Below are 26,835 nucleotides of genomic sequence, written 5' to 3'. Positions count from 1 at the left end.
GATGATGCCATGGAGTCCCAATTCTGGCGACCATGGCGGCGCAGCCACGTCAACACCGTTGAACGTCCTTGAATGCCATATCTGGCCTGCGCCTGCCTGTACGTCAGTTCGCCTTTTTCCACTTGTTCCACGACGGCCAACTTGAAGGCTAGCGTGTAATCGCGCTGTGTGCGCTTGACCCTTGTTTCCATGACTCTTTCCTTTCCTGATGAAGAAAAGTGTCAACCTATGGCAGGACGGGTCACAGACAAAGAAAAAGCACTTAGGGCTTTCACCGCTAAGTGCTTGAAGTTGCTGTGGTTTTTTGGAGGCGCGATCCGGAGTCGAACCGGACTAGACGGATTTGCAATCCGTTGCATAACCGCTTTGCTATCGCGCCAAAGTGGTTCCATTGTAGTCAGCTGGCTGACTGATGAAAAAGGGAAGCAGGAGCTTCCCTTTTTCTGGAATATGGAGCGGGAAACGAGGCTCGAACTCGCGACCTCAACCTTGGCAAGGTTGCGCTCTACCAACTGAGCTATTCCCGCGCTGAAGCAGTTATTGTAGCGCGTTTTTTGTTGTTTTGACAAGCCCGCAAAATTTTTTCACCACCGAGTCAAAAACATGTGGATGGCGGTCCTTACAGCAGCACCGCATGCCCCACCACCCGAACCACCATCCCCACCAGTGACCCCAGCGCCGCATACTTCCAGACGGCAGCAATGCGTCGGCCGGCAGAAATCAGCACGGCAATGCCGGCCAGGTCCAGCGGTGTCAGCAGCCAGCCGGCGGACAGGTTGATCAGGGCGGCATCGACCTGGCCCGTGCGGTGCAGTTCGGACATGACGGCCAGCATGGCGCTGCCGCCGGCCAGGTACTTGGTCAGCGTGGGTAGCACCAGCACCGGATCAATATGCAGCAGCGTGAGCAGGGGCGTCAGCGCAGTGGTCAGCCAGTCAATGCTGCCGCTGCGTTGCAAAAGCCCGACCACCACCAGCGCCAGCACCATGATCGGAATCGCGCCGAGCGCAATCTTGAAGGCTTCGGAGCCGGCGGCGTTGATGACGTCCAGCAAGCCCTTGCCACCGCTGACGGTGGCATGGTTCAGGGTATCGGAGGCGGGAGCTTCCTGGTCTGACAACTTGCGTCCGAACAGATGCCAGGTCACGGCTGCCGCCGCCAGACCACCGGCCAGCGACAGCAGCAATGTCACGCCGATATCCAGCCCCATCGCCATCATCGGGAACGAAGCATTGGCTTGCGCCATGGCAAACACCATCGCCAGCGTGGCGGCAATTTGCCGTGGCGAAATGCCGCGCTGGTCCATGATGCTGAGCGTGGCCACCGGCGCGGCAAAGCTGACCAGACTGACTTGCAGCGCGGCAAAAATACCAAGACCGCCCAGCCCGAAAGGTCGCAGTACCGGCGTGAGTTTCTGCACGATCCAGTCCAGCCAGCCATGCGCCTCCATCAGCCGCATCAGGAACAGCATGACGATCATGATGGGCAGCATCACGAACAGCGAAAACTCGATACCGGCGCGGCCGGCTTGCAGGATGATGTCGATCAGCATATGCGGGACAGGGAGTCGGCAGGGCAATGCGTGATCATGTACCTGTTTACGACCCATTTCTGCGGGAATAGCCTCGGGAAAGCCCGAATCCTACACGGACGCACGGAACGCGCGTGCTACATTGATAGCCATTTTGTGGCACTTTCCCGTTTGCTACCGTGATCCCTGATACGCATGGAGTCGTATATGCAGATGCCCGCTATCACCTTGTCCCGATCCTGCCTGTCCGTGCTGACCGGCTGCAGCCTGCTGGCCCTGAGTCCGTGGGCGGAGGCCGCCAGCTGGATCAATGCGCAAGGCACGTTGCGCCCGCAGGCGCAACAGGCCCTGGCGACCCTGCAGAAATCAGCGGGTGAAGGCCTTCATCCAGCTGATTACGGCGTTACCGCATTGGCACAGGCGCTGCAGCAGGCCCAGGGGCAGAGCCTGACGCCGGAGCAGGCAGCCAGTCTCGACCAGCGGCTGAATCAGTCGGTCGAGCGCTACCTGAAGGACTTGCACAATGGCCGCGTCGATCCGCGCGTGCTCAAGGAAAACTACAACGACAGCCACCGCACCGCCTTTGATCCGAAACTGGTGCTGGCACAGGCGCTCGACAGCGGTGACCTGAACCAGGCCTGGAAGGCGGCCACGCCGTCGTTCCCGGCGTACGCCAGCTTGCGCAAGGCGCTGCACCAGCTGCAGGCGCTGTCCGGCCATGCGGCCTGGGAAAGCAAGCTGCCGGCGCTGCCCAAATCGGGCCGGATTGCCGCCAACCAGGCATGGGCTGGCCTGCCGATCGTGGCGCAGCGCCTGGCTGCCCTGGGTGATATGGCGGCCGTGCCTGCCGGTACACCCACGACCTTGACACCGGCCCTGCGCGAGGGCCTGAAGGCCTTCCAGACCCGCCACAGCCTGACTGCCAATGGCCTGCTGGATCGCAAGACCGTTGATGCGCTCAATATCACGCCGGATGCCCGCGCGCAGCAGGTGGCACTGGCGATGGAACGCGCACGCTGGACGCCGCTGGCGCAGGGCAAGCGCATGATCGTGGTCAACGTGCCGCAATTCCGCCTGTATGGCTATGAAATCGACCAGGGCAAGGTGATTCCCAAGGTCACCATGCGCGTGATTGTTGGCAAGACGCTGGATACGCGCACGCCGATGTTCGACGAGGACATGACCTACGTCGAGTTCAGCCCGTACTGGAACGTGCCGATCTCGATCGCGCGCAGCGAAACCATTCCGCGCATCAAGCGCGATCCCGGCTACATGGCCCGCCAGGGTTTCGAGATCGTGCAGGGCAATTCGGTCAGCAGCAGCCCGTCGGCAGCCAACCTGAATGCGGTGCTCAACGGTAGCGCCCGCATCCGCCAGAAGCCGGGTCCGCGCAACGCACTGGGGGATGTCAAGTTCATGTTCCCGAACAACATGAACATCTATCTGCACCACACGCCATCGACTGGCCTGTTCAACCGCGACAAGCGCGACCTGAGCCATGGCTGCGTGCGCGTGGAAGAGCCGGTGCAGCTGGCGCAATTCGTGCTGCAGGATGATCCGTCCTGGACCAAGGACCGCATCACCAAGGCCATGGGCGGTACCAAGCCGACGATTGCGCGCCTGAAGGAACCACTGCCGGTGGTGCTGACTTATAGCACCACGGTGGTGCTTGATGGCAAGCCGCATTATTTTGCCGACCTGTACGGCCACGACAAGCTGCTGGCACAGCAGCTGGCCAAACGCAGTCCTGCAACTGTCAGCTCCAAGTAGGCGTTGGCGTTACAAAAAACCGCTGGCGCCGAATAACCCTGCTGCCTACAATGACAGGTTAAGTAGTATCAAACCTGTGTCTATCTGTAGCCATCTGCAGCCAAAACACAGGTTTTGCAGTTGGAGCAACAGGGTATGCGATCTTCTCGCCGTGGTTTTCTGGGACAGGGCCTGCGCGCCGTAGCGGCAGGCGGGCTGGTGATGCAGGCAGCGCCTGCGATGGCGGCATTCGGTTACGGTCAGCGCCGGCTGTCACTAGACCATCTGCACACCAACGAGCGCCTGTCGCTGGTCTATGCGGTAGGGGAAGATTTCCTGCCGCAATCGATCAGCCGCCTGAACTATTTCCTGCGTGACCACTACACCGGCATTCCCGGTGACATGGATCCGCGCCTGTACGACATCATGCACCAGGTGCGCGGCCTGCTGGCAACGAATGCCCCGTTCGAGATCATCTCCGGCTACCGCAGCCCGGCTACCAACGAGCGCCTGCGCACGACGCGCGGTGGTGGCGTCGCCAAGCAGAGCCTGCACACGCAGGGCAAGGCGGTGGATATCCGCATGACCGGCGTGCCGCTGGCGGAACTGCGCGATGCCGCCAAGTCATTGCAGGCTGGCGGCGTTGGCTACTACCCGCGCGACAACTTCGTGCATATCGATACCGGCCGCGTACGCTACTGGTAAGCCCAAGGCAGCGCGCGGCCAGACAGCAGGATCAGGCCGGTGCCTGCCAGTGTCCGCTCTTGCCGCCGATCTTCTCGAGCAGGCGCACGCCGCCAATTTCCATGCCGCGGTCGACCGCCTTGAGCATGTCGTAGATGGTCAGCAGGCCGGCCATGGTGCCGCTCAGGGCCTCCATTTCCACGCCGGTACGGCCCACGGTTTCGGTCGTCACGCGCAGGTGCATGCGCTGCAGTGCGGCTTCGGGCTCAAACTCCACGCCCACATGGGTCAGCGCCAGCGGGTGGCACAGTGGGATCAGCTGCGCCGTCTGCTTGGTGCCCTGGATCGCGGCCAGGCGTGCCACGCCCAGCACATCGCCTTTCTTCGCGCTGCCACTCATCAGCATGGCGAAGGTGTCCGGCTGCATGGTGATATGGCCGGTGGCGGTGGCAATGCGGCGGGTTTCGGCCTTGCTGCCGACATCGACCATATGGGCCTGGCCGGTGCTGTCAAAATGGGTCAGTTCACTCATGGGGAAAACAAGGAATATGGCTGAAGAGAATCCGACAAGTGTAGCGGCTGTGCCGGGCCTGCCACCGGTGCTGGGCATGGTGGGCTGGTCTGGCAGCGGCAAGACCACGCTGCTGGAGCAGTTGCTGCCGGTGTTGCGGGCGCGTGGCGTCTCGGTCTCGGTGATCAAGCACAGCCACCATGACATCGTGCTGGATGTGCCGGGCAAGGACAGCGACCGCCACCGCCGTGCCGGTGCGCAGGAGGTGATGGTGGTATCACCGTATCGCTGGGGCCTGTTTGCCGAGACCGCCGAGATGCCGACGCTGCAACAGCAACTGCAGCGGCTGGCGCCAGTCGATCTGGTGCTGGTGGAAGGGCAGAAACAGCTGGCGATTCCCAAGATCGAGATTTACCGGCCAGCGGTAGGCGCATTGCCGCGCTACCCGACGGACTGTCATATCATTGCCGTAGCCAGTGACGCCGCCCCCGGACCGGAGGGCGCGCCGCCGGGCATCGCCTGGCTGGACCTGGACGATGTGCCAGGCGTGGCCGATTTCCTGCAGCAGTGGCTGCAGCGACAGCAACAGAAGTGACCCCAACCATGATTCGAATTCTTTACTTTGGCATGCTGCGTGACAAGCTGGGCTGTGACCAGGAGCAGCTCGAATGGCAGGGCGGCAGCACCGAACAGCTGCTGGCGCAACTGCGCAGCCGTGATGCCCAGTGGGCCGAGGCGCTCGCGCCGGGCCAGGTGTTCCGCGTGGCGGTGAACCGCCAGATGGCTTACGAAGACATGCCGATCCCGGATGGTGCCGAAGTCGGCATCCTGCCGCCGGTCACGGGAGGCTGAGCATGTGGCTGAAGGTGACGGTGCAGGAAGCCGCATTCGACCTGCAACAGGAAGAACGCCTGCTGCTGGCAGAAGCCGGTGATGCCGGCGCGCTGGTGGCGTTTCAGGGCATGGTACGAGCGCACGATCAGGAACATCCGCTGGCGGCGCTGCACCTGGAACACTACCCCGGCATGACCGAAGGCGAGATCGAGCGCATTGCGCAACAGGCTGCTGAGCGCTGGCCGGTATCGGCCTGTCGCGTGATCCACCGCGTGGGCCGGCTCACGCCCGGCGAGGGCATCGTGCTGGTACTGGTGGCATCGGCACATCGCCGTGCCGCATTTGCGGCCTGCGAATACCTGATGGACTTTCTCAAGACCGAGGCGCCGTTCTGGAAGCGCGAGGAATTTGCTGACGGTAGCCACAGCTGGGTTGCCGCCAAATCCAGCGATGACGCGGCGCGCGAGCGCTGGCAGGCATGACGCAGGTGCTCGGCCTGCTGCTGGCCGGCGGAGAAGGGCGGCGCATGGGCGGCCAGGACAAGGGCCAAGTGCTTTTCAAGGGCAGGCCCTTGGCGCAGCATGTGCTGGAGCGGCTACAGCCACAAGTGCAGCAGGTGCTGATCAGTGCCAACCGCCATCTGCCGGAATACCAGGCGCTGGGTGCACCGGTCATGCGCGATGCTGAACGCTGGCAAGGCATGGGCCCGCTGGCGGCGCTGGCTACGCTGGTCGGGCAATACGTGGCTGACCCAGCGCCCGATTACCTACAACTGGTGCCGTGTGACACGCCGCATCTGCCGTCAGATCTGGTGGCGCACCTGCTGCGGGCGCTGCAGCAGGATCCCTCGCTCGAACTGGTCTACCCCTCTACCAAGGAGGGAGTGCAGCCCGCCTGTCTGCTGGCACAATGGTCCGTCGTGGCCAGCGTGCCGGACTACCTGATGCAGGGCGGCCGCAGCCTGCGTGGCTGGATCGCAGGCCGCCGCGCTGCCGCCGTGCCGTTTGCGACGGCCACCGATTTTGCCAATGCCAATGATCCGCAGACACTGGCCCGGCTTGAACAACCCTGATTCCGAGACACCATGCTTCTTGATTACTACGATGCTCGCCGGCAGCTGCTGGCCTCCCTGCCCGCCGTGACCGACAGCCAGGTGCTGCCGCTGACGCAGGCCGTGGACCGGGTGCTGGCCGCCGATGTTGCCGCCAGCTACGACACGCCGCAATTCGACAACAGCGCCATGGATGGCTACGCCATCGCCGATCCGCAGGCCGACCGACTGCAGTTCAGCCTGGTCGGCCGTATTGCCGCCGGCGACAGCGCCGAAGGCGTGCAGCTGCAGCCGGGCCAGGCGGTGCGCATCTTTACCGGTGCGCCGGTGCCCGCTGGCACCAGCGCCGTGGTGCCGCAGGAAGAGGTCGAGGCCGGTGAGAGAGAAATCACGCTGCAGCGCGCCGCGCGCGCCGGCCAGCATATCCGCTACCGTGCCGAAGAATATGCCGCTGGCAGCCAGCTGCTGGCCGCCGGCACCAGACTGGATGCAGCCGCTATCGGCCTGGCTGCCAGCCAGGGCCATGCCAGCCTGCCGGTGCTGCGCCCGCTGCGCGTCACGGTCTTCTCCAGCGGTGACGAGCTGCGCGAGCCGGGCCAGCCGCTTGGCCCGGGCCAGATTTACGATGCCAATCGCTTCCAGATGCTGGCCTGGCTGGCGGGCATGCAGGTCGAGTTGGTCGATGGCGGTGCGCTGCCCGATGACGCCCAGGTCACCAGCGAGCGGCTGGAAGCGGCAGCGCAACAATCCGATGTGATCCTGACCAGCGGTGGCGTTTCCGTCGGCGAAGAGGACCATGTGCGCAATGCGCTGTTGCGCATCGGCAAGATCGAGTTCTGGAAGCTGGCCATCAAGCCCGGCAAGCCGTTTGCCTGGGGCCAATCCGGCCGCGCCCAGATCTTCATGCTGCCGGGCAACCCGGTGGCGACTTTCGTCACCTTCTTCATGCTAGTGGCACCGGCGCTGCGCCGCATGCAAGGCCTGGCCCAGACCGATCCGCTCAGCTTCCGTGCCACGGCCAGCTTTGAGCGCAGCAAGCGTGAACCGCGTCGCGAGTTCCTGCGCGGCGTGGCCAGCGTGGGCCCGGACGGCCAGTGGAGCGTGCGTGCGCTGCAGGGCCAGAGCTCGGCCATGCTGTCGGCCTGCGTGGCGGCCAATGTGCTGATCGAGATGCTGCCCGATACCCCGGTAGCCGTGGGCGATACGCTCACGGTCTACCCGCTGCCCGGCAAAGGAGTGCTGTGATGACCGAATCGACCCTGCCTGAAATCACCATCGGCCTGGTTTCGGTGAGTGACCGCGCCAGCAGCGGTGTCTACCAGGACGAGGGCCTGCCGGCGCTGCGCGAGTGGCTGCAGGCAGCGCTGCGCAATCCGGTGCAGTTCGAGGAACGGCTGATTCCCGACGAACAGCCGGTGATCGAAGCCACGCTGAAAGAGCTGGCCGATACGCGCGGCTGCTGCCTGGTGCTGACCACCGGTGGCACCGGCCCGTCGCCGCGTGACGTGACGCCGGAAGCCACGCTGGCCGTGGCCGATCGCGTCATGCCCGGTTTTGGCGAACAGATGCGCCAGGTCAGCCTGCACTACGTGCCGACGGCGATCCTGTCACGCCAGGTGGGCGTGACACGCGGCACCTGCCTGATGCTGAACCTGCCCGGTCGACCCAAGTCGATCCGCGAGACGCTGGAAGGCGTGCGCGCTGACGATGGTGCGGTGCTGGTGCACGGCGTGTTTGCCTCGGTGCCGTACTGTATCGAGCTGATGGGCGGCCCGTATATCGAGACGCACGCCGAATACGTGACGGCTTTCCGTCCGAAAAAGAAGTAAGGCGAACCGGCCGAGACCGGTGCCTCAGCCGCCGGTCATCGACATGAAGCGGATCGTCTGCTCGGGCTTTTCCTGGAACTCGTGGCGTTCCGGCTTGAGCTCGATGGCTTCGCGGATGGCGGCTTCGAGCTCTGCATCCGAGCAGCCGGCGCGCAGCAGCGGACGCAGCTCAAAGCTCTGCTCCTGGCCCAGGCACATGTAGAGCGTGCCATCCACTGCCAGCCGCACGCGGTTGCAGGCGGCGCAGAAATGCTGCGACATCGGCGTGATCAGGCCCAGCGTGAAGCCGGAATCCGGACTGGTCCAGTAGCGCGCCGGGCCACCGCCGAGCTTGGCCTCACTCGGGATCAGGCCGTATTTCTGCTGCAGCTCCCAGGTCAGATCGGTCAGCGACAGGCCCTGTGTTTCGCGGCCGGTGTGGCCCATCGGCATGGCCTCGATCAGGCGCAGCACGAAATCGTTCTCCATGCAGAAGTGAACCATGGCGTCGAGGTCGATATCGTTCACGCCGACCATCGGCACCATATTGATCTTGATGCGCGTGAAGCCGGCGTCCTTGGCGGCCTGCAGGCCGTTGAGCACCTTCTCCAGCGTGTCGCTGCCGGTGATCTGCTGCACGCATTCGCCACGCAGCGAATCCAGACTCACGTTGAGGCGGTCCACGCCGGCATCACGCAGTGCCTGCGCATGCTTGACCAGCTGTGTGCCATTGGTGGTGAGCGAGAGGTCTTCCACCTGGGGCAGGGCGGCAATGCGCGCGGCCAGCTCAGGCAGATTGCGGCGCAGCAGTGGCTCGCCGCCGGTCAGGCGGAAACGCGTCGTGCCCATGCGCGCAAAGGCGGCGATCACGCGCTCGACCTCGTCAAAGGTGAGCCAGTTCTCCGGCTCCTCGAAACCGCGGAATCCCTTGGGAATGCAGTAGCTGCAACGCAGGTCGCAGCGGTCCGTCACCGATACGCGCAGGTAGTCGATGGTGCGGCCAAAACGGTCTTGCAGGCTGATAGTCATGCAGCGATTGTCGCTGTTTTTAGAATCCGTACAGAGGGAGGGCTTACGCGTATCAGGTGAATCGGGTCGGGCAGCAGAAATCCATGGGCTGGCCGCTGAGTGGATGCGGGATCTGCAGCGCGTAGGCGTGCAGCAGCAGACGCGCTGCCATGGCCTGATTCGCGGCATCGCCATACAGGGTATCGCCCACAATCGGGTGTCCGATGGACAACAGGTGCACGCGCAGCTGGTGCGAGCGGCCGGTGACCGGCTCCAGGTCCAGCACGCTGTGCGGCTGTGCCGGCCGGAAGAAATCGGCCGCCAGTCCCGCACATGCGTCCTGCGGCCCGAGCCGACGCCAGTGCGTCACGCTCGGCTTGCCGATGGCATGGTCGACCTTGCTGCGCGGGCGGTTCGGCCAGTCCACGATCAGCGGTGCGTCAATCGTGCTCCAGTCCGGCAGCAGTGGCAGTTCGCCCTGCACGATGGCGACATAGCGCTTGTGCGTGCGGCGTTCGGCAAAGTGCAGGCTCAGCGTGCGCTGCGCCTCGATGCCGCGTGCCATCAGCAGCAGACCGCTGGTGCCCATGTCCAGCCGGTGCACAATCAGCGCATCGGGAAACTGCGCCTGCACGCGCACGCTGAGCGAATCGTGGTTGTCCGGGCCACGGCCGGGCACTGACAACAGGCCGGACGGCTTGTCCAGCACGATCATCGCCTCGTCGCAATAGACAATAGGCAGTGCGGTGCTCATTCGGGCAGCGTCTCCGCGCCGTCACCCAGCACGCGCTCGACCATCACGATATCGAGCCAGCGCCCATGCTTCCAGCCGCAATTGCGGATGATGCCGACCTCGCTGAAGCCGAAATTGCGGTGCAGGCCGCGCGAGCCGTGGTTGTCCGAATCGCCAATCACCGCCATCAGCTTGCGGATGCCGAGTGCTTCGGCCTGGCGGATCAGTTCGCCCAGCAGCTGCGTGCCCAGGCCCTGGCCGACGGCATCAGGCGCCAGATAGATGCTGTCTTCGGCGCTGTAGCGGAAGGCGGCGCGTGGCCGGAACCAGTTGCAGTAGGCAAAGCCCTGCACCTGGCCATCGATTTCCACCACCAGCCAGGGCAGGCCACGGCTGTGCACTTCGTCGATGCGCTGGCGCATCTGTTCGGGGGAAGGAGCTTCGGTTTCAAAAGTGCCGGTGCTGTGCAGCACATGGTAGGCATAGATGGCGGTGATGCGTGGAATGTCGGCCTCGGTGGCCGGCCGGATCAGGGGCGTTGCAGACATGGAACGGAATCGGAGAGAAAAAAGCGCTGGGCTTGAGTAAGCAGGAGGTCTGCGTTTATAATCTTGTGTTTTCAGTGTGTCGCTGGCCGGGTGGCCAGTCGCGTGTCTCAAACGCTGGAAGAATTTTTACCACCCAAAGGATATCACCATGGTCGTTATTCGACTCTCCCGCGGCGGCAGCAAGGGCCGTCCGTTCTTCAACGTTGTTGTGGCTGACAAGCGCGTGCGTCGCGACGGTCGCTTCATCGAGCGCATCGGTTTCTACAACCCCAGCGCCAAGGAAAGCACCGAAGGCCTGCGCATTGCCCAGGACCGTCTGGCCTACTGGAAGAGCGTTGGTGCACAGGTGTCCCCCACCGTGCAACGCCTGGAAAAGCAGCTGGCCAAGACCGCTGCCTGATCCATCCGTCACTTGACGAGCAAAGCCCAGTGCGATCCACTGGGCTTTGTTTTTCCTGATTGCCGAATAAAGCCATGAGCATTGACCTGACAAGCCTGCTGAGCCCCGCCCAACTGCCCGAAGATGCGGTCGAAGTCGCCCGTATTGGCGAAGCCTGGGGCATCAAGGGCTGGTTCCGCGTGATTCCCTACAACGCGCTGACCGAGGCGCTGTTTGCCTGCAAGCAGTGGTACCTGCTGCCGGCCGAACGCGGCGCGCGCCATTTCACTGGCACGCTGGCGCTGGATGTGGCGCAGGTGCGCGAGCATGGTGATGGCCTGGTGGCGCACAGCCGCAGCATTCCCGATCGCAATGGCTCCGAACTGCTCAAGGGCGCGCGCATCTGCGTGCCGCGCTCGGCCTTCCCGCCGCCAGAAGAGGGCGAATTCTACTGGGTCGACCTGATCGGCTGTGCCGTCACCAACCGCGAAGGCGTGGCGCTGGGCACGGTCAAGGACCTGCTGGCGACCGGCCCGCAGACCACGCTGGTGCTGGAGGCGCAGGACGGGGAGAAGACGGTCGAGCGCCTGATTCCCTTCGTCGCGGCTTTTGTCGATGAAGTCGATGTAGCCGGCAAGCGCATTGTGGCCGACTGGCAGCCTGATTACTGAGCCCGATTCGTCCATGCGCTTCGACATCATCACCCTGTTCCCGGAACTGATTGAGCCCTGGTTGCACAGCGGCGTGACGCGCCGCGCCTATGCCAGCGGCCAGGTTCAGGTACGCCTGTGGCAGTTGCGCGATTTTGCCGAAGGCAATTACCGCCGTGTCGATGACCGCCCGTTTGGTGGCGGCCCCGGCATGGTGATGCAGGCCGAGCCGCTGTCGCGTTGCCTGCAAGCGATCCGTACCGATCGTGCCGAATCCGAAGGTGAACAGGCACCGGTGGTGCTGTTCAGCCCGATTGGCGAACGCCTCGATCATGCCGGCGTCAGCCACTGGGCCGAGAGCCGTGGCGCGATCCTGCTGTGCGGTCGCTACGAAGGCATGGACCAGCGCTTTATCGATCGCCATGTGGACCGGCAGATCAGCCTGGGCGATTTTGTCGTCTCCGGTGGCGAAATTGCCGCCGTGACCCTGCTCGATGCCGTGGCGCGGCTGCAGCCCGGCGTGCTGCAGGACGAGGCCAGCCATATCCAGGACAGCTTCAATCCGGCGCTGGATGGCCTGCTGGATTGCCCGCATTACACGCGCCCGGAAATCTGGGAAGGCGAAGCCGTGCCCGAGGTGCTGCTGGGCGGCAACCATGCCGCGATTGCGCGTTGGCGCCGTGAGCAGAGCCTGCGCCTGACGCGCCAGCACCGTCCGGAACTGCTGGCGGCGGCACGTGCCCAGGGTCTGCTGGATGCGAAAGATGAGGCCTGGCTGGCCTCGCGTCAGGACTGAGGCTCAGGCCAGCGGCGGCGGCTGGCTGCGCTCCTGCTGATCCAGCGCCGTGGCCTCGACAAAGCAATCCACATAGCTGAAGTACTGCGAAGCAAAGAACATGCTGGTGACCACCATCACCACCAGCTGGATCAGCACTGCCGCGGCCAAGGTGCCGAATACCGAGGCGATCAGCATCGAGAGGCCAAAGATCAGCGCCATCGTCAGGCCGAGCCAGCCAAGCAAGAACAGCACATAGGCCGGAAAATTGCGGATGCAGGCGACCAGGCTGAAGAACATCGCCTTGACGGCAGGCACCTGGTGCCAGTGCAGCAGCGCCGGTGCGTGCCAGAACAGCATGGCAATCACCACGTTGCTCACCGCCGCCACCAGCGTCGCCAGCTGGAAGCTGCCATCACTGGCAATCTGGCGGATTTCTTCCGGCGTGCTTTCCACGCCCAGGATATAGAGCTTGAGGAACTGGCCGCCATCGATCAGCTGCGTCAGCGCCATGCTGAGGCCGAACAGCAGCGCATAGACGCTGCCCAGCAGCAGCATGCCGTTGAGCTCCGCGCGGCCGGCGCGGAAGGCGGTCAGCAGTACCGTCGGCATCGGGAAATTGCCGTGTGCCACGGTGCGCGTGGCGGTCATGAAGCCCAGCGTGACCGCCGGCAGCAAGGCCAGCGCCAATGCCAGCCCGATCCACGGGATCATCGCCAGGATGCTCATGGCGAGCAGGAACATCATGAACAGGCCGAGCAGGGCGACCGGACGCTTGCCAAAGGTGCGGATGCCTTGCTGCATCCAGGCGAAGCCACGGCTGGCAGGGACAAGCTGCAGCTGCATGCGACTCAGGCCAGCACCGGCGCGTTCGCCAGCGTCAGCGGATGGGCAATGCGCTGGCGCAGCACGCGCTCGAAGTGGGTCGGGTCGTGCGGTACCAGCATGCTGGCTTCGCGCGGCAGGTAGAAATCCCACAGGCGCGAGATCCAGAAACGCAGCGCGGCAGCGCGCAGCATCGCTGGCAGCAGCTCGCGCTCGGCAGCCTGCAGCGGACGTACCGACTGGTAGGCGTCGATGAAGGCGCTGGCCCTGGTCAGGTCGAGGGCGCCGCTGGCCTGGTCGACACACCAGTCATTCAGGCACACCGCCAGATCGAACAGCCAGCTGTCATTGCCGGCAAAGTAGAAATCGAAGAAGCCGGTCAGCGTCTCGCCATCGAACATGGCGTTGTCGCGGAACAGGTCGGCGTGGATCGGGCCACGCGGCAGGGCGGCGTAGGCGCTGCCAGCGGCCACATGGTTCTGGTAGGCCAGTTCGGAGCCCAGCAGCTCGGTCTGCTCCTCATTGAGGTGCGGGTAGACCAGCGGTGCGACCTCGTTCCACCACGGCAGGCCGCGCAGGTTGGGCTGCTCGCGGTTGAAGTCCTGGCCGACCAGGTGCATGCGTGCCAGCGTGCTGCCCACCGCGCTGCAATGCACGGCCTGCGGCTGCAGCTGGCTGCTGCCTCGCAGCTTCTCGACCACGGCACCGGGCTTGCCGCACAGCGTGAACAGGATTTCGCCTTCGGCATCGCTGGCTGGCAACGGCACCGGAATGCCGCGCTTGGCCAGATGCTGCATCAGGTACAGGTAGTAGGGCAGCTGCTCGTGCGTCAGGCGCTCGAACAGGGTCAGCACATACTCGCCCTGATCGGTGGTGGCGAAATAGTTGGTGTTTTCGATACCGCCCTGGATGCCACGCAGCTGCGTGAGGGTGCCCAGGTTGAGGCGCTGGAACAGCGGCTGTGCCGCCTCCAGCGAGACGTCCGTATAAACTGCCATGGATGCTCAGAATTTCAGCAGGTTCCAGACGCGTTGGCCGCTGCTGGTGCTCGGGGTGGGAGTAGTAGGCTTGATTTCATAGGCGCCGGCGCGGCTGGGCGTGACGACCAGGCTGCGGGTTTCACCGCCCACGCGCAGTTCGTCGACCGCGCCGCCGGCATCGCTGTGGTGGATGCGTTCGATGCGCTGGTCGCCAGCCTGCATCGGTTCGGCCTGGCCGGTGCTGGTCACGGTGACCGGAGCCGCCAGTTCATTACCGGCACGGGTCTGCTGGCCGGTCTGGGCGCAGCCGGCCAGCGCAAGCGCCAGGGTAGCCGCCAGGGCGGAAAGCGTCAGGGAATGTTTCATGCTGTGAGTCGCTGAAGGAGGCGCACGGCATGGACCCATGGCTGGCGCAATGTTTCGATTTTAAACGATTACCGCCGGGTGACAGGCTGCGGGGAGATGTCCCGGCGAGACGCTTTGCAGGCACAATGCCTCCATGCAAGAATCCTCCGCCACCCCCGTCATTTCCGATCCGGCCACGCCGGACAACACCTTGTTGCTGGTCGATGGTTCCAGCTATATCTACCGCGCCTTCCATGCCGGCGGTAACTGGAGCGTGCCGCTGCCTGACGGCACGCAGCAGCCGACCGGCGCACTGCGCATCATGGTCAACATGATGCAGTCGCTGACCAAGGCCTATCCCGCCAGTTACGCGGTCTGCGTGTTCGACGCCAAGGGCACGACTTTCCGCAACGAAATCTATCCTGAGTACAAGGCGCAGCGCGCACCCATGCCGGACGACTTGCGCAGCCAGATCGAGCCGATCCACGATGTGGTGCGGCTGCTGGGCTGGCAGGTGCTGGCGATTGAAGGTGTGGAAGCCGATGACGTGATTGGCACCTTGGCGCGCATCGGCTCCGAGCGTGGCATGCGCGTGGTGGTGTCCAGCGGTGACAAGGACCTGAGCCAGCTGGTCAACGAGCGTGTCAGCATTATCGATACCATGAGCGGCAAGGTGCGTGACGTGGCCGGCGTGACGGCCGAATTTGGCGTGCCGCCGGCGCTGATGGTCGATTACCAGACGCTGGTCGGTGACACCATCGACAACGTGCCCGGCGTGGACAAGGTGGGCCCGAAAACAGCGGCCAAGTGGCTGAACGCCTACGGTTCGCTGGATGCGCTGATGGAGCGCGCTGACGAGATCAAGGGTGTGGCCGGCGAGAACCTGCGCAAGGCGGCCGACTGGCTGCCGACCGGCCGCAAGCTGGTCACCATCGTCACCGACTGCGACCTGTCGGCACAGGTAGATGGCCTGCCCGGAATGGACGCGCTGGCACTGAAAACACCCGACGTGCCGGCACTGCGCGATTTCTACACGCGCTATCAGTTCCGTTCGCTGCTGAAGGCGCTGCCGGACGAGAACCAGCCAGCGGCTGCCAACAGCGGCGATACCGTGGACCTGTTTGCTTCGCCAGCTACCGCTGAAACAGCAGCAGCACCGGCCTCCGTCGATTACCGCATGATCACCACGCAGGAGCAACTGACGGACCTGTTGCAGCAGCTGCAGCAGGCCGAGCTGGTCGCGATCGATACCGAAACCACTTCGCTGAATGCGCTACAGGCCACGCTGGTGGGCATGAGTTTTTCCACCGTGGCGGGCGAGGGCGTGTATATCCCGATCGCGCACGATGGCATGGATGCGCCCGAGCAGCTGCCGCTGCAGCTGGTGCTGGACACGCTGCGCCCCTGGCTGGAAGATGCCAGCCGCGCCAAGCTGGGCCAGCACATCAAGTATGACCGCCATGTGTTTGCCAACCATGGCGTGCAGGTGCGCGGTTATGTGCACGACACCATGCTGCAAAGCTATGTGCTCGAAGCGCATCGCCCACATGGCCTGGAAAGCCTGGCGCTGCGCCACCTGAGCCGCGACGGCACCAGCTACGAGGAGCTGTGTGGCAAGGGTGCCAGCCAGATCCCGTTTAGCCAGGTGCCGGTCGACAAGGCCACGCACTATGCCTGTGAAGATACCGATTTCACCCTGCAGGTGCACCAGGTGCTCTGGCCGCAGCTGGAGCAGGATGCAGAGCTGCGCGCCATCTACGAGCTGGAAATCGCCACCAGCGAAGTGCTGTTCCGCATGGAGCGCGAAGGCGTGCTGGTGGATGCGCAGCAGCTGGCGCGCCAGGGCAATGAGCTCGGCATGCGCCTGCTGGAGCTGGAAAAACAGGCCCACGAGGCGGCCGAACAGAGCTTCAACCTGGGATCACCCAAGCAGATTGGCGAGATTTTTTTTGGCAAGCTCGGCCTGCCGGTGATCAAGAAGACCTCGACTGGCGCGCCCAGCACCGATGAAGAGGTGCTGGAAAAGCTGGCCGAGGACTTCCCGCTGCCGCGCATCATCCTGGAATACCGCGGCCTGTCCAAGCTGAAGAACACCTATACCGACAAGCTGGCCGGCCTGGCCGATCCGGTGACCGGGCGCGTGCATACGAACTACGCGCAGGCAGTGGCCGTGACGGGGCGACTGTCCAGCAACGATCCCAACCTGCAGAACATTCCGGTGCGCACGCCGGAAGGCCGCCGTATCCGCGAGGCCTTTGTCGCGCCCGAAGGCAAGGTGATTGCCAGCGCCGACTACAGCCAGATTGAGCTGCGCATCATGGCGCATATCAGCGAGGATCCGGCGCTGATCCATGCCTTCGAGACCGGCGCCGACGTGCACCGCGCCACTGCCGCCGAGGTGTTTGGCGTGGCGCCAGACCAGGTCAGCAGCGAACAGCGCCGCTATGCCAAGGTGATCAACTTTGGCCTGATCTACGGCATGAGCAGCTTTGGCCTGGCCAAGTCGCTCGGCATCGACAACACGGCAGCGCGCAACTATATCCAACGCTATTTCGAGCGCTACCCGGGCGTGCAAGCCTATATGGAGCGCACGCGCGAACTGGCGCGCGACCAGGGCTATGTCGAGACCGTGTTTGGCCGCCGCCTGTATTTGCCCGATATCCGCAGCGGCAACGGCCAGCGCCGTGCCGGCGCCGAACGCGCCGCGATCAACGCGCCGATGCAGGGCACGGCCGCCGACCTGATCAAGAAGAGCATGGTCGAGGTGCTGCGTGTGCTGGATTCTGGCGATTACGCCACGCGCATGATCATGCAGGTGCACGACGAACTGGTGTTCGAGGTGCCCGAAGCCGAGATCGATTGGGTACGCAGCGAAGTGCCGCGCATCATGGCCGAGGTGGCGCAGCTGCGCGTGCCGCTGCTGGCCGAAATCGGCTTTGGCCCGAACTGGGAACAGGCGCACTGATTTTTTCACCACAACTGGAGACAAGCCATGCCGAACCGCGACCAGATCCACGATGCCATGGCGCTGCTGCCCGCAGGCCAGACGGGCACCAGCCGCCGCACCGTATTGCAGGCCGCCATGGCCAGTGGCCTCTTTGCTGCGGCGGTGCAACCGGTCAGCGCCCAGACCATGATCGTGACTTCCACCGACGGGCTGGAAGCCGGCGATGTCAGCATCGACGTGAACGGCTTTGCCATGCCGGCGTACCGCGCCGCGCCCAAGGGCGGAAAAAATCTGCCGGTGGTGCTGGTGCTGTCGGAAATCTTTGGCGTGCATGCGCATATTGCCGATGTGGCACGCCGGCTGGCGCACCAGGGCTATCTGGCGATTGCGCCGCAGCTGTTTGTGCGCCAGGGCGATGCCGCCAGCTACACCGATATTCCCACGCTGATGCGCGAGGTGATCGCCAAGGTGCCGGATGCGCAGGTGCTGGCAGATCTGGATGCCACGGTGCGCTGGGCTGGCCAGCAAGGCGGCGATACCAGTCGTCTGGGCGTGACCGGCTTCTGCTGGGGTGGTCGCATGACCTGGCTGTATGCGGCGCACAACCCGCAGGTCAAGGCCGGCGTGGCCTGGTATGGCCGTCTGATCGGCGACAAGACCGCGCTGACGCCGCAACAGCCGGTGGATCTGGCGGCGCAGCTCAAGGCACCGGTGCTGGGCCTGTATGGGGAGGCTGATACCGGTATCCCGATGGACACGGTGGATCGCATGTCAGCCGCGCTCAAGGCGGCGGGAGAGCAGGGCAACGCGGCGGCACGCAAGAGCCTGATCGGTGTCTACAAGAATGCGCCGCACGCCTTCCATGCCGATTACCGCCCGAGTTATCGCGAGCAGGATGCGAAGCATGGCTGGAAGGCGATGCTGGACTGGTTCAAGAATAACGGCGTGCGCTGACTCCGTTTGTCAGTCCTCTTCGCAATCGTCATGCGAGCATGTGGAAACTGGTGCACGCCAGACAGGTCCAGATGTCTCAGCGGCTTGCTCTAATCCTGCCTTGTTGCGATGCTTGTGCCATGCATCTCCCAGCATGGCAGCGCCCAGAGAGCCGCCAGCAGCCCATCCTAGCAAGGTGCTGCCAGTGGCGGCACTGACAGCAGCTGACAGCAGCGGGTTCGTATCTGCACTCTTGCGGGCCGGCGCATGTGAAGCAGAGGGTGCCGATGGCGGTGTATAGTCCGGTTCCGGCATACTAGGGCTTTTCCACTTGGCGATTTCACGTTGTCTTTGCAGCTCAGCGGCGCGGACGGCCTTCTTCCTGCGGGCTCGTCTGACGCGCGTTTGCAGGTTGGCGCGCTGAGTGTCAATGGCAAAAGAAAGAGTGTGCAGCCAATTTTTCTTGCTGGTACGGGGTTGCTCAATCTTTGCCTTTTTCTGAGGAGCAGGGGAGCGCTCTGTCAGCAACGCCTCAGGACGTGACTTGTTCCAGCGTCGCCATGTACGGCCTGCCAGATCAAGCACTACAGCCCAGAACGCGCCCAGCATCAGGCCGACAAAGGCACCAAACAGCCAGGCCCAAGGATCATCCGGTATGGCCAAGCCAAACAGCACGCACAAGGTGAAAGCATGGCTGGCAGGCAGTATCCAGTGCCTGCGCCAGAACCGTCTACCAAGGCGGTCAGTAGTCTGTGTGCGCTGAGTCTTCATGTCCCGAGTGTGCGACAAAATTCGGTTTGCTGCACTAATGCGTGGTTTGGCGACGTTTTCGTGCAGCAGGCTGCGTTGCCAAAGGGGAGGCCAGTTGCTGATACAGCGCAAACAGGAAGGCGACCCGGCTGGCATCATCCTTGCCTCCCTTGTAGCCGTAAGCATTGTCAACAGCCTTGTCGAGCGCTGCGTGTGCCTTGACCAGATCTACGGGCATGGTGCTCTGGTTATAGAGCTGGGCTAGCGTGCTATCCGAAAACAGGCTACGTGCATCCAGCACAGATTGCGCTGCGGATTCGATGGCTGCTTGCTGCTTGTCACTGAGCACTGGCGGCCACGGATAGTTGTTGTAGACGATGCTGACGGAGTATCGATAGTCGCTTTTCAAGCGTCCCGCAACGGTGCGCATCCAGGCATTGTGCAGACTGCTGCTCAAGATGCCGAAATGGTACAGTGTTGCGTTTGGAAGGATCAAGGCTGCATCGCCTGTCAAAGTATCTGGCTCAACAAATCCAATGGGAATAAATTGTCTTTTTTCTGAAGATACTTTCGGTATGACTAAATAGCTATTTTTAGGCATGAACTCCACATGGAAGCGTCTGGGAATGGTAGCAATAGCTCTGGTTGGCGCACTCTTGCTCTTTTCCCGAAATCGGCGGACAGCATCCACACGTTTCATGCATTCAGGCAGTTTGGCAAGTTCAGCGGGACTGGCATCGCCCAACCACAAGCACCAACGTTCAATCCCATTCAGGAATTCATTGGCTCCCAGCCATCTGCGGAAGTAGGACGTGCTGGCTGGCTCATTCTGAATGAACTCTGCTTTTTCAGCGGGGGTGAACAGGTAGTTGCCGTCATCAATCGGCTTGTTGCCAATGCCCATTTCAGGCACTTCGCACAGCGGTGTATTCCGGCGGCTCAAGACGACATCCGGCCCATTCACCAGGTAAGGGTTGATGTGGCTGACCAGCTGGCGACTACCTTCGGCAGCCTTGATGTCTTCGCTGTAATCGAACAACACGGGTTGTGCTGCTTTTTCACCACCATATCCCACAATAATGCAGTGTACCGCTGCCACCCCCTTGCCCTCATTGCTCCACTGGAACGTGCGGTGGGCAAAGCGCAAATGCAATCCTTGAGCCAGCATATACGGCCAGAGCACACCAACCTGTTCACCCTGACAAATGCTGTTGGTAGATACCAGTGCAGTACACAGGCGCGGGTTGCCCTGCATATAAGCAGCAGCCTTGACATGCCAGCACGCCACATAATCCAGCAAGCCATAGTTGGGAATGTGCCCCATTACGGCTTTTGTATCGGCACGCTGTTCTTCATTCTGGAACTTGGCTCCCACAAACGGTGGGTTGCCCACGATATAGCTGCAATTTTCAGGTGCCAGCAACTCGCTCCAGTCCGCATGCAAGGCATTGGCGTGCAGGATTTGCGGGCTGTCTACCAACGGCACACTCGGTCGTGTCGTGCCAAAGCGTAGTGCTGCCAGCTGGTTCATCTGGTGGTCGGTAATCCACATGGCCACCTGGGCAATATGTGCGGCACTCGCATCAATCTCTATGCCATGGAACTGCTGCACACTGACACGCGCCAGGGTGCTGATATCAAACAGCCCCTTGCTTTGCCCGCCCTTGCTGAACAGGCGCTCAATCACATCCATTTCCAGCAGACGGAGTTCGCGGTAGGCCACGACCAGGAAGTTGCCGCAACCGCAGGCAGGGTCGAGCACGCGAATAGTTGGTAGGCGGTCATACAGCGCGGTCAGTTTGGCGCGATTGGTCGCCGCCTGCTGCAGCTCCTTGCGCAAATCATCCATGAACAGGGGATTAATGGCGCGCAGGATATTCCGTTCACTGGTGTAATGCGCGCCCAGCTCTCGCCGACTAGCCTGGCGACTCAGATCAGGTTGATGCTGGTCTAGCACCCCTTGGAACATGGAGCCAAAGATTGCAGGTGAGATGGTCTTCCAGTCATAACGGGCGCAATCCAGCAACAAGTTGCGGAGGTCTGCATCAAAAGACGGAATACGTGTCCGCTCGGCAAACAGCTTGCCGTTGACATAGCAGAAGGCCTGCAAGGCATCGTCCAGATGGTGGCTGCGCTCCTCAACCGGGGTATTGAGAACCTCGAACAACTCCGTCAATTGGGCACCAGTATCCTTGCCATCGGCTCTGGTGTCTTCCAGCAGGCGCAAAAACATGCTGTTATCACCAAAGATTTCGGTGTCATCGGCAAACAGGCAGAACAACAGGCGCGTCAGGAAAACTTCCAGATCACGGCCCTTGAAATTGCTGCGCAGCAGGGCTTCGTGCAGTCGGGCCATCAGTTCCGTGGCCTTGCGATCTGCTTCTGTTTCCTCCTTGATGACCGGACGCTCGTCTTCAATCAGGAATCGGAACCAGTCAGCGTGCTTGGGCAAGTCGGCCAAGGTGCAGAAATGTTCCGTGTCCTGCTTCAGATCACACAGCACAAAGTTCTGAAAGTCGCACAGCAGGATATAGCGTGGCTGCTCATGTACCGGACACGACCAGCGGTAAGCTTCAGCCTGCTGGCGCGCATTTTTCAGGTTCTTGCCCAGACTCTTGAATTCAATGATGAATTTGCCCGGAATGAAACCATCCATGTAACCCGTCGAGCCATTGGCCTTTGGAACCTTGCCTTCACGCACGTAATGGTGCTCAGAAAGTCCGTAGCACTCCAGGAAACGCAGCGTAAAAATCTGCGCATCTGCTTCTTCGCGAAAGGCCTCCCGCCAGGGTTGGATAAAAGCACTCAGGCGGCTACGAATGGCGTTGGTGGTCAGTTTCATGCGGCCATTTTGCCCGAGTTGACAGGCAAAAATAGCTAGTGATCTGCTGGGTTCATGCTCCCAAGAGCAGAGTACTCAGCCACGCTCCACCGGCAGCGCCGGCTCGGTGGTGCACCATTCGCTCCAGCTACCCGCATAAAGGGCAGGGCGCGGCAGGCCGGCCAGTTCCATCGCCACGATATTCGGCACCGCGCTGACGCCACTGCCGCAGTGAATCGTCACGCTGGCAGCATCGCGCCCTTGCAGCAGCTGCCCAAACTCCTGGCGTAGTTGCGCAGCCGGCTTGAAACGGCCATCAGCCTCCATGTTCAGGGTGAACGGGCGGTTCAGCGCGCCAGGAATATGACCAGCGACTGGATCCATCGGCTCTTCGGCGCCGCTGTAACGGGCCGGACCACGGGAATCGATCAGGGTCTGGTGTGGCTGCTTAAGTCCTGCCGCCACACTGGCAGTATCAACCAGACGAACACACGATTCACTGATGGCAAACGGCGCACTGGCGGACGCCGTTGCTACCGTACCGCTTTCTACCGGGAGGCCAGCAACTTGCCAGGCTTCCAAACCGCCATCCAGAATCGCCACAGCCTCATGGCCGAGCCACTTCAGCATCCACCACAGGCGGCCGCAGTAGTTATTGCCATTGCGGTCGTAGACCACCGCTTGCATGTCGTTGCGGAAACCGATCGTCTGCAGTGCAGCGGCAAAATCCTCGCGCAACGGCAACGGATGCCGACCACCGCTCGCGCGGCGATCAGTTTGCTGGCTGCTCAGGAAGTGATCGAGATCGGCATGCACGGCACCCGGTACATGTGCCTGGGCAAACAACTCGGCACCCAGTGCCGGATTGGACAGGTCAAATGTGCAATCGAACACCATCAGGGGCTGGCCCGATGCCTGCAGGGCCTGGAGTTGTTCAGCGCTGATCAAGTGGGTAAACATAACTGACTCGGTAAAGGGTGCAGGTGGTGGGGCCCCCCAGCCCTCAACTCAATGAGGCAACCCCACATGGCGCTCCGACTGACGTCATTGCTGACTGCGTGCTACGGCCGGGAGAATATTACCGTGTCACACCTGCGTACTCATTTTAGGAGGCTGCGCCTTGTACTGCAATGAGGTATCAGGCTGCGTTGGCCGGAATGGGTGCAGGTGGTGGGGCCCCCCATCTACCATCGAATGGTAGCAACCCCATATGACGCTCCGACTGACGTCATTGCTGACTGCGTGCTACGGCCGGGAGTGTATTGCCGTGTCACACCTGCATGCTCATTCTAGGCGCTCTCTACGCCGGAGCACTACTTATTCTGCCGCAGCCAGCGCCGCCTTGCGCACCTGATGACCACGCACGGCTGTCGCCGCCACGCCGCTCAGGATGATGATCGCCATGCCGAGCCAGGCCAGCGGTTGTGGCATTTCATGGAACAGCCACAAGCCGAACAGCGTGCCGTAGACGATATTCAGGTACTGCAGCGTGGCCGCCAGCATGGTGGCGCCGCGCGAGTAGGCGCGCGTCAGGCACCACTGGCCCATGGAGGCAAACACGCCGCTGCCCAGCAGCCAGAGCGCGTTCATGCCTTCGATTCGATGGAATTCGCCAAATGCCAGCACGCCCAGAAAGCCCAGCAGCAGGGTGCCGACAGAGAAATAGAACACCACGCGCGATTCCGGTTCGCCCGCCTTGCCCAGCGCGCCGACCTGCATATAGGCCAGCGCCGCCATCATGCCGGCACCCAGGCCAATCATGCCGGCCACTGGCGGCAGCCGGTCAAAGCGCGGATTCAGCAGCATCAGCACGCCGGCAAAACCGACCAGCACGATCACGAACAGCCAGGGATGGCTGATGCGGCGCAGTCGCCACCAGTTGCCAGCCAGCACGATGGTGCCGACCCAGACGCTGCTCATGCTGTTGAGCGACATGGCGGTGGACATCGGCAGGTGCGCAATCGTGTAGAACCACATCGACATCGACAGTACGCCGACAATGCTGCGGCGCACGTGCAGCACCGGTACCGGCGTGGCAATCGGGACGTTCTGCAGGCGCATCAGCAGTGCAAACAGCACGATGCCGACCAGACCCCGGTAGACCAGGATTTCCATGATGCCGTGCGCCTCGGAGGCCAGTCGGATGCACAAGGCCATCAGGGTGAAGAACAGGGCACCCAGGGCCATCCAGAGGGCTTGCATAAATCGTCAGGGGGAGGTGTAAAGACAAAAAAAGAGATGGCGTCATGGGAAACGCCATCTCATATTGTAGGAAATCAGGCCGGATCGTGCTTAACGCAGGGCATCCACCGCCAGTTCCTCGGGATTGCCGACCTTGCGGCGATACCACTCGTGGAAGTGCTGCATGCCGTCTTCCATCGGGCTCTGGTAGGGGCCAACCTCGTTGTCGCCACGCTCCAGCAGCGCCTTGCGGCCGGCGTCCATGCGCTCGGCGATCTCGTCGTCCTCAATGCAGGTTTCCATGTAGGCGGCCTTTTGCGCCTCGATGAATTCCGGCTCGAAAGCGGCGATCTCCTCGGGGTAGAAGAACTCGACCAGGTTGAGCGTCTTGTCCACTGCCAGCGGGTGCAGCGTGGACACTGTCAGCACGTTCGGGTACCACTCGACCATGATGTGCGGGTAGTAGGTCAGCCAGATCGCGCCCTGTTCGGGCAGCTCGCCGTTGCGGTACTGCATCAGCACCTCGTGCCACTTCTGGTAGATCGGGCTGCCGGGCTTCTGCAGCTGGTTGGCGATGCCAACCGTCTGCACCGAGTACTCGGGCTTGAACTCCCAGGCCAGATCGTCACAGGTGACGAAGTTGCCCAGGCCCGGGTGGAACGGACCTACGTGGTAGTCTTCCAGATAGACCTCGATAAAGGTCTTCCAGTTGTAGTTGCAGATATGCGCTTCGACATGGTCGAGCACAAAACCGTCAAAGTTGAGCGCAGAGGCCGGGCCCATGTCGGCCAGGTCAGCGTGGATGTCGCGGCCGTTATCCTCGAACAGCAGGCCGTTCCAGTTGTGCAGCTTGTACTTGTTCAGGTTGAGGCAGGGATCCTCGGGGAAATGCGGGGCGCCCAGCAGCGTGCCTTCGCTGCTGTAGGTCCAGCGGTGCAGCGGGCAGACGATGTTGTTGCCCTGCGGCAGCGTGCCGCGACCTTTCAGCATCACGGCCTGGCGATGGCGGCAGACGTTGGAAATCAGCTGGATGCCGTTGGGCGTGTGTACCAGCGCACGGCCTTCGTTTTCCTGGGGCAGGGCGTAGTAGTCGCCCACGTTGGGCACGGCAGCAGCATGGCCGACATAACGCGGACCATGGGCAAAGATGGTGTCCAGTTCACGCTGGAACAGGGCCTCGCTGAAATAGCTGCTGACGGGGAATTGGCTTGTGGCCTGCTGTAATTGAAGACTCAAATCAGACATTGTGTCCTGACCTAAAGACTCCCCCTATGAAGGGGCAGGGTGCGCGTAGCGCGAAAAGGTGAAGCATGAGAGATACATGCGAAGGAAGCACATGCCACCATGCCTCCACCGGCGAACAGGGATTTTACCCGCTCGGGCTGTCTTGTGGGGGAATCTGTCGTTTTTATGCCTGATTTCGACGGTAATCATCTGTTTATTGCAGAAAAAGCCGGCTATTTTCATACAACTTGCATATTTCTGTCAGTTTCATCCGGCAACGTCGCGGCTCCGGGGGCACCGGTACAATGCCCGCATTCCCCCTTTGCCAGATAACGCATGAGCACGCCAACCGATTCCCCTGACCAACTCCCCGAGACTTACGAGGCCGCCCTGGCCGAACTGGAAGCCCTGGTGCAAGCCCTGGAAACCGGCCAGACACCACTGGACCAGCTGCTGGCCGGCTACCAGCGCGGTGCCACCTTGCTGGCTTTTTGCCGCAGCAAGCTGCAGGCGGTAGAAGACCAGATCCGTGTCCTCGATGCCGGCAATGGCCAGCTGCGTCCCTGGGAGGAGGCATGATGGCTAATAACTCCGCATTTGATGCCTGGACTACAGACCAGCTGCAGCGCGTTGAACAGGCGCTGCAGGGCTGGGTCGGCGAAGGCGCACCGGATGGCCTGCGCGAGGCCATGCGCTATGCGGTACTGGACGGCGGCAAGCGCCTGCGCCCGCTGCTGGTGCTGGCTGCCAGCGAAGCGGTACAGGGCCTGGCCGAAGGAGCCCTGCGCGGCGCCTGCGCTATCGAGTTGATCCATGCCTATTCGCTGGTGCATGACGACATGCCCTGCATGGACAACGATGTGCTGCGCCGTGGCAAGCCAACCGTGCACGTGCAGTTTGGCGAATCGGCAGCGTTGCTGGCCGGTGATTCGCTGCAGACCCAGGCTTTCGAGCTGCTGACGCCGGCTGCCGATCTGGTACCGGCAGCCATGCAGGCAGATCAGTGCCGCATCCTGGCGCGCGCCTCGGGCGGGCAGGGCATGGCTGGCGGCCAGGCGATCGATCTCGCCAGCGTCGGGCTGCAGCTGACGCAGGACGAGCTGCAGCACATGCACGCGCTCAAGACCGGCGCATTGCTGCAGGCCAGCGTGATGCTGGGCGTGGCCACTGGCCAGTGCAGTGCCGAAGCCGCACAACAGCTGCAGCAGTACGCTTCCGCCATCGGGCTGGCGTTCCAGGTGGTGGATGACATCCTCGACGTCACGGCCGACTCGCAGACCCTGGGCAAGACCGCCGGCAAGGATGCCGCCAACGACAAGCCCACCTATGTCTCGCTGATGGGCCTGGACGCATCGCGCCAGTATGCACAGCAACTGCACCAGCAGGCACAGGCCGCGCTGGCAGCCAGTGGCCTGGCCGAAACGGACAAATTGCACGCGATTGCCGATTGGGTGATCAATCGCGCCTACTGATGCACAGCCCTCAGAAGCTACAATGAACTTTTGGCCGCCACCGGGGCCGGCGTCAGCCTGCCCTGTTGCTGCCTGACAGGCCCAGCGGCCTGTTGC

29 protein-coding genes and 2 tRNA genes are annotated in these 26,835 nt (G+C 62.6%); 15 read left to right on the top strand and 16 right to left on the bottom strand.

Annotated features, from left to right (window positions below; translation table 11 throughout):
- The 4 genes from V1261_RS10455 to V1261_RS10440 form a co-directional block, all read right to left on the bottom strand.
- A partial coding sequence (locus V1261_RS10455) for a helix-turn-helix domain-containing protein (RefSeq protein ID WP_329771688.1) occupies window positions 1–191 on the bottom strand: 191 nt, incomplete at its 3' end.
- Between the two features lie 114 nt (window positions 192–305).
- Window positions 306–379 (bottom strand) — tRNA-Cys (locus tag V1261_RS10450).
- Between the two features lie 72 nt (window positions 380–451).
- Window positions 452–527, bottom strand: a tRNA-Gly gene (locus V1261_RS10445).
- A gap of 92 nt (window positions 528–619) precedes the next feature.
- On the bottom strand, window positions 620–1,552 hold the full coding sequence (locus V1261_RS10440; RefSeq protein WP_329771687.1) for a nucleoside recognition domain-containing protein: 933 nt from the start codon (window positions 1,550–1,552) through the stop codon (window positions 620–622).
- A gap of 186 nt (window positions 1,553–1,738) precedes the next feature.
- Here V1261_RS10440 and V1261_RS10435 point away from each other — a divergent pair, with 186 nt between their 5' ends.
- Both V1261_RS10435 and V1261_RS10430 read left to right on the top strand, forming a co-directional pair.
- Window positions 1,739–3,301: a L,D-transpeptidase family protein gene (locus tag V1261_RS10435; RefSeq protein WP_329771686.1), complete on the top strand. Its 1,563-nt coding sequence runs from the start codon at window positions 1,739–1,741 to the stop codon at window positions 3,299–3,301.
- Window positions 3,302–3,436: 135 nt separating this feature from the next.
- Window positions 3,437–3,985, top strand: a complete 549-nt coding sequence (locus V1261_RS10430) for a peptidoglycan L,D-endopeptidase MepK (RefSeq protein ID WP_329771684.1) — start codon at window positions 3,437–3,439, stop codon at window positions 3,983–3,985.
- Between the two features lie 31 nt (window positions 3,986–4,016).
- Here the strand turns inward: V1261_RS10430 and moaC are convergent, their stop codons facing one another.
- A complete protein-coding gene (gene moaC, locus V1261_RS10425; protein ID WP_329771683.1) occupies window positions 4,017–4,496 on the bottom strand; it encodes a cyclic pyranopterin monophosphate synthase MoaC in 480 nt (159 codons plus the stop codon).
- A gap of 16 nt (window positions 4,497–4,512) precedes the next feature.
- On the opposite strand from moaC, the gene mobB reads away from it, so the two are divergent.
- The 6 genes from mobB to mog are packed head-to-tail and all read left to right on the top strand — an operon-like array spanning window position 4,513 to window position 8,189.
- On the top strand, window positions 4,513–5,070 hold the full coding sequence (gene mobB / locus V1261_RS10420; RefSeq protein ID WP_329771681.1) for a molybdopterin-guanine dinucleotide biosynthesis protein B: 558 nt from the start codon (window positions 4,513–4,515) through the stop codon (window positions 5,068–5,070).
- Between the two features lie 8 nt (window positions 5,071–5,078).
- Window positions 5,079–5,327, top strand: a complete 249-nt coding sequence (locus tag V1261_RS10415; RefSeq protein ID WP_329771680.1) for a MoaD/ThiS family protein — start codon at window positions 5,079–5,081, stop codon at window positions 5,325–5,327.
- Between the two features lie 2 nt (window positions 5,328–5,329).
- Window positions 5,330–5,791, top strand: a complete 462-nt coding sequence (locus tag V1261_RS10410; RefSeq protein ID WP_329771678.1) for a molybdenum cofactor biosynthesis protein MoaE — start codon at window positions 5,330–5,332, stop codon at window positions 5,789–5,791.
- Entirely contained in the window at window positions 5,788–6,381 is a 594-nt protein-coding gene (gene mobA / locus V1261_RS10405; protein WP_329771676.1) for a molybdenum cofactor guanylyltransferase MobA, read from the top strand. Before V1261_RS10410 ends, mobA begins: the two co-directional genes overlap by 4 nt.
- Before the next feature lie 12 nt (window positions 6,382–6,393).
- Entirely contained in the window at window positions 6,394–7,605 is a 1,212-nt protein-coding gene (locus tag V1261_RS10400; RefSeq protein WP_329771674.1) for a molybdopterin molybdotransferase MoeA, read from the top strand.
- Window positions 7,605–8,189, top strand: a complete 585-nt coding sequence (gene mog, locus V1261_RS10395; RefSeq protein ID WP_329771673.1) for a molybdopterin adenylyltransferase — start codon at window positions 7,605–7,607, stop codon at window positions 8,187–8,189. Before V1261_RS10400 ends, mog begins: the two co-directional genes overlap by 1 nt.
- 24 nt (window positions 8,190–8,213) lie before the next feature.
- Here mog and moaA read toward each other — a convergent pair whose 3' ends face one another.
- From moaA to V1261_RS10380, 3 genes are read right to left on the bottom strand one after another with little or no spacing between them, the layout of a single operon-like run.
- Entirely contained in the window at window positions 8,214–9,197 is a 984-nt protein-coding gene (gene moaA, locus V1261_RS10390; RefSeq protein WP_329771672.1) for a GTP 3',8-cyclase MoaA, read from the bottom strand.
- A 52-nt stretch (window positions 9,198–9,249) separates the two neighbouring features.
- A complete protein-coding gene (locus tag V1261_RS10385; RefSeq protein ID WP_329771671.1) occupies window positions 9,250–9,930 on the bottom strand; it encodes an RluA family pseudouridine synthase in 681 nt (226 codons plus the stop codon).
- Window positions 9,927–10,457, bottom strand: a complete 531-nt coding sequence (locus V1261_RS10380) for a GNAT family N-acetyltransferase (RefSeq protein WP_329771669.1) — start codon at window positions 10,455–10,457, stop codon at window positions 9,927–9,929. Before V1261_RS10380 ends, V1261_RS10385 begins: the two co-directional genes overlap by 4 nt.
- Before the next feature lie 148 nt (window positions 10,458–10,605).
- Here V1261_RS10380 and rpsP point away from each other — a divergent pair, with 148 nt between their 5' ends.
- The 3 genes from rpsP to trmD all read left to right on the top strand — a co-directional run bounded on the left by rpsP (window position 10,606) and on the right by trmD (window position 12,282).
- Entirely contained in the window at window positions 10,606–10,857 is a 252-nt protein-coding gene (gene rpsP, locus V1261_RS10375) for a 30S ribosomal protein S16 (RefSeq protein ID WP_329771668.1), read from the top strand.
- A 74-nt stretch (window positions 10,858–10,931) separates the two neighbouring features.
- A complete protein-coding gene (gene rimM / locus V1261_RS10370; RefSeq protein ID WP_329771667.1) occupies window positions 10,932–11,507 on the top strand; it encodes a ribosome maturation factor RimM in 576 nt (191 codons plus the stop codon).
- A gap of 13 nt (window positions 11,508–11,520) precedes the next feature.
- Window positions 11,521–12,282, top strand: coding sequence for a tRNA (guanosine(37)-N1)-methyltransferase TrmD (gene trmD / locus V1261_RS10365; protein WP_329771666.1), 762 nt, complete (start codon window positions 11,521–11,523; stop codon window positions 12,280–12,282).
- A 3-nt stretch (window positions 12,283–12,285) separates the two neighbouring features.
- Here trmD and V1261_RS10360 read toward each other — a convergent pair whose 3' ends face one another.
- Genes V1261_RS10360 through V1261_RS10350 form a run of 3 tightly spaced genes read right to left on the bottom strand, consistent with a single transcriptional unit; the run spans window position 12,286 to window position 14,432 of the window.
- Window positions 12,286–13,107 (bottom strand): BPSS1780 family membrane protein, encoded by an 822-nt coding sequence (locus tag V1261_RS10360; protein WP_329771665.1) that lies wholly within the window; start codon window positions 13,105–13,107, stop codon window positions 12,286–12,288.
- A 5-nt stretch (window positions 13,108–13,112) separates the two neighbouring features.
- Entirely contained in the window at window positions 13,113–14,084 is a 972-nt protein-coding gene (locus V1261_RS10355) for a homoserine kinase (protein ID WP_329771663.1), read from the bottom strand.
- Window positions 14,085–14,090: 6 nt separating this feature from the next.
- Entirely contained in the window at window positions 14,091–14,432 is a 342-nt protein-coding gene (locus tag V1261_RS10350) for a hypothetical protein (protein WP_329771662.1), read from the bottom strand.
- Window positions 14,433–14,565: 133 nt separating this feature from the next.
- Here V1261_RS10350 and polA point away from each other — a divergent pair, with 133 nt between their 5' ends.
- The gene (polA, locus tag V1261_RS10345; protein WP_329771661.1) at window positions 14,566–17,376 is read left to right on the top strand and encodes a DNA polymerase I; all 2,811 of its coding nucleotides are present in this window, start codon (window positions 14,566–14,568) and stop codon (window positions 17,374–17,376) included.
- 27 nt (window positions 17,377–17,403) lie between these two features.
- The gene (locus V1261_RS10340; RefSeq protein ID WP_329771660.1) at window positions 17,404–18,312 is read left to right on the top strand and encodes a dienelactone hydrolase family protein; all 909 of its coding nucleotides are present in this window, start codon (window positions 17,404–17,406) and stop codon (window positions 18,310–18,312) included.
- Between the two features lie 9 nt (window positions 18,313–18,321).
- Here V1261_RS10340 and V1261_RS10335 read toward each other — a convergent pair whose 3' ends face one another.
- The 5 genes from V1261_RS10335 to V1261_RS10315 all read right to left on the bottom strand — a co-directional run bounded on the left by V1261_RS10335 (window position 18,322) and on the right by V1261_RS10315 (window position 25,288).
- Window positions 18,322–19,062 (bottom strand): hypothetical protein, encoded by a 741-nt coding sequence (locus tag V1261_RS10335; RefSeq protein ID WP_329771658.1) that lies wholly within the window; start codon window positions 19,060–19,062, stop codon window positions 18,322–18,324.
- A 34-nt stretch (window positions 19,063–19,096) separates the two neighbouring features.
- Window positions 19,097–21,883 carry a class I SAM-dependent DNA methyltransferase gene (locus V1261_RS10330; protein ID WP_329771656.1) on the bottom strand — a complete coding sequence of 929 codons (2,787 nt, stop codon included), beginning with the start codon at window positions 21,881–21,883 and terminating at the stop codon, window positions 19,097–19,099.
- 75 nt (window positions 21,884–21,958) lie between these two features.
- Complete coding sequence (locus V1261_RS10325; protein ID WP_329771655.1) at window positions 21,959–22,822, bottom strand: sulfurtransferase; 864 nt, start codon at window positions 22,820–22,822, stop codon at window positions 21,959–21,961.
- Window positions 22,823–23,179: 357 nt separating this feature from the next.
- Complete coding sequence (locus V1261_RS10320; protein WP_329771654.1) at window positions 23,180–24,064, bottom strand: DMT family transporter; 885 nt, start codon at window positions 24,062–24,064, stop codon at window positions 23,180–23,182.
- Between the two features lie 90 nt (window positions 24,065–24,154).
- On the bottom strand, window positions 24,155–25,288 hold the full coding sequence (locus tag V1261_RS10315) for an aromatic ring-hydroxylating oxygenase subunit alpha (protein WP_329771653.1): 1,134 nt from the start codon (window positions 25,286–25,288) through the stop codon (window positions 24,155–24,157).
- A gap of 315 nt (window positions 25,289–25,603) precedes the next feature.
- On the opposite strand from V1261_RS10315, the gene xseB reads away from it, so the two are divergent.
- Together xseB and V1261_RS10305 are read left to right on the top strand one after the other, a co-directional pair.
- Window positions 25,604–25,846, top strand: a complete 243-nt coding sequence (gene xseB / locus V1261_RS10310; protein WP_329771652.1) for an exodeoxyribonuclease VII small subunit — start codon at window positions 25,604–25,606, stop codon at window positions 25,844–25,846.
- A complete protein-coding gene (locus V1261_RS10305) occupies window positions 25,843–26,739 on the top strand; it encodes a polyprenyl synthetase family protein (protein WP_436231819.1) in 897 nt (298 codons plus the stop codon). The genes xseB and V1261_RS10305 overlap by 4 nt, the downstream gene beginning before the upstream one ends.
- Window positions 26,740–26,835: the final 96 nt, after the last annotated feature.

Origin of the sequence: Brachymonas sp. J145, from assembly GCF_036312245.1 — a bacterium.
In the GTDB taxonomy this organism is placed as follows: domain Bacteria; phylum Pseudomonadota; class Gammaproteobacteria; order Burkholderiales; family Burkholderiaceae_C; genus Brachymonas; species Brachymonas wangyanguii.
Note: the sequence above shows the minus strand (reverse complement) of the source record. Positions and strands in the feature narration are given on the sequence as shown.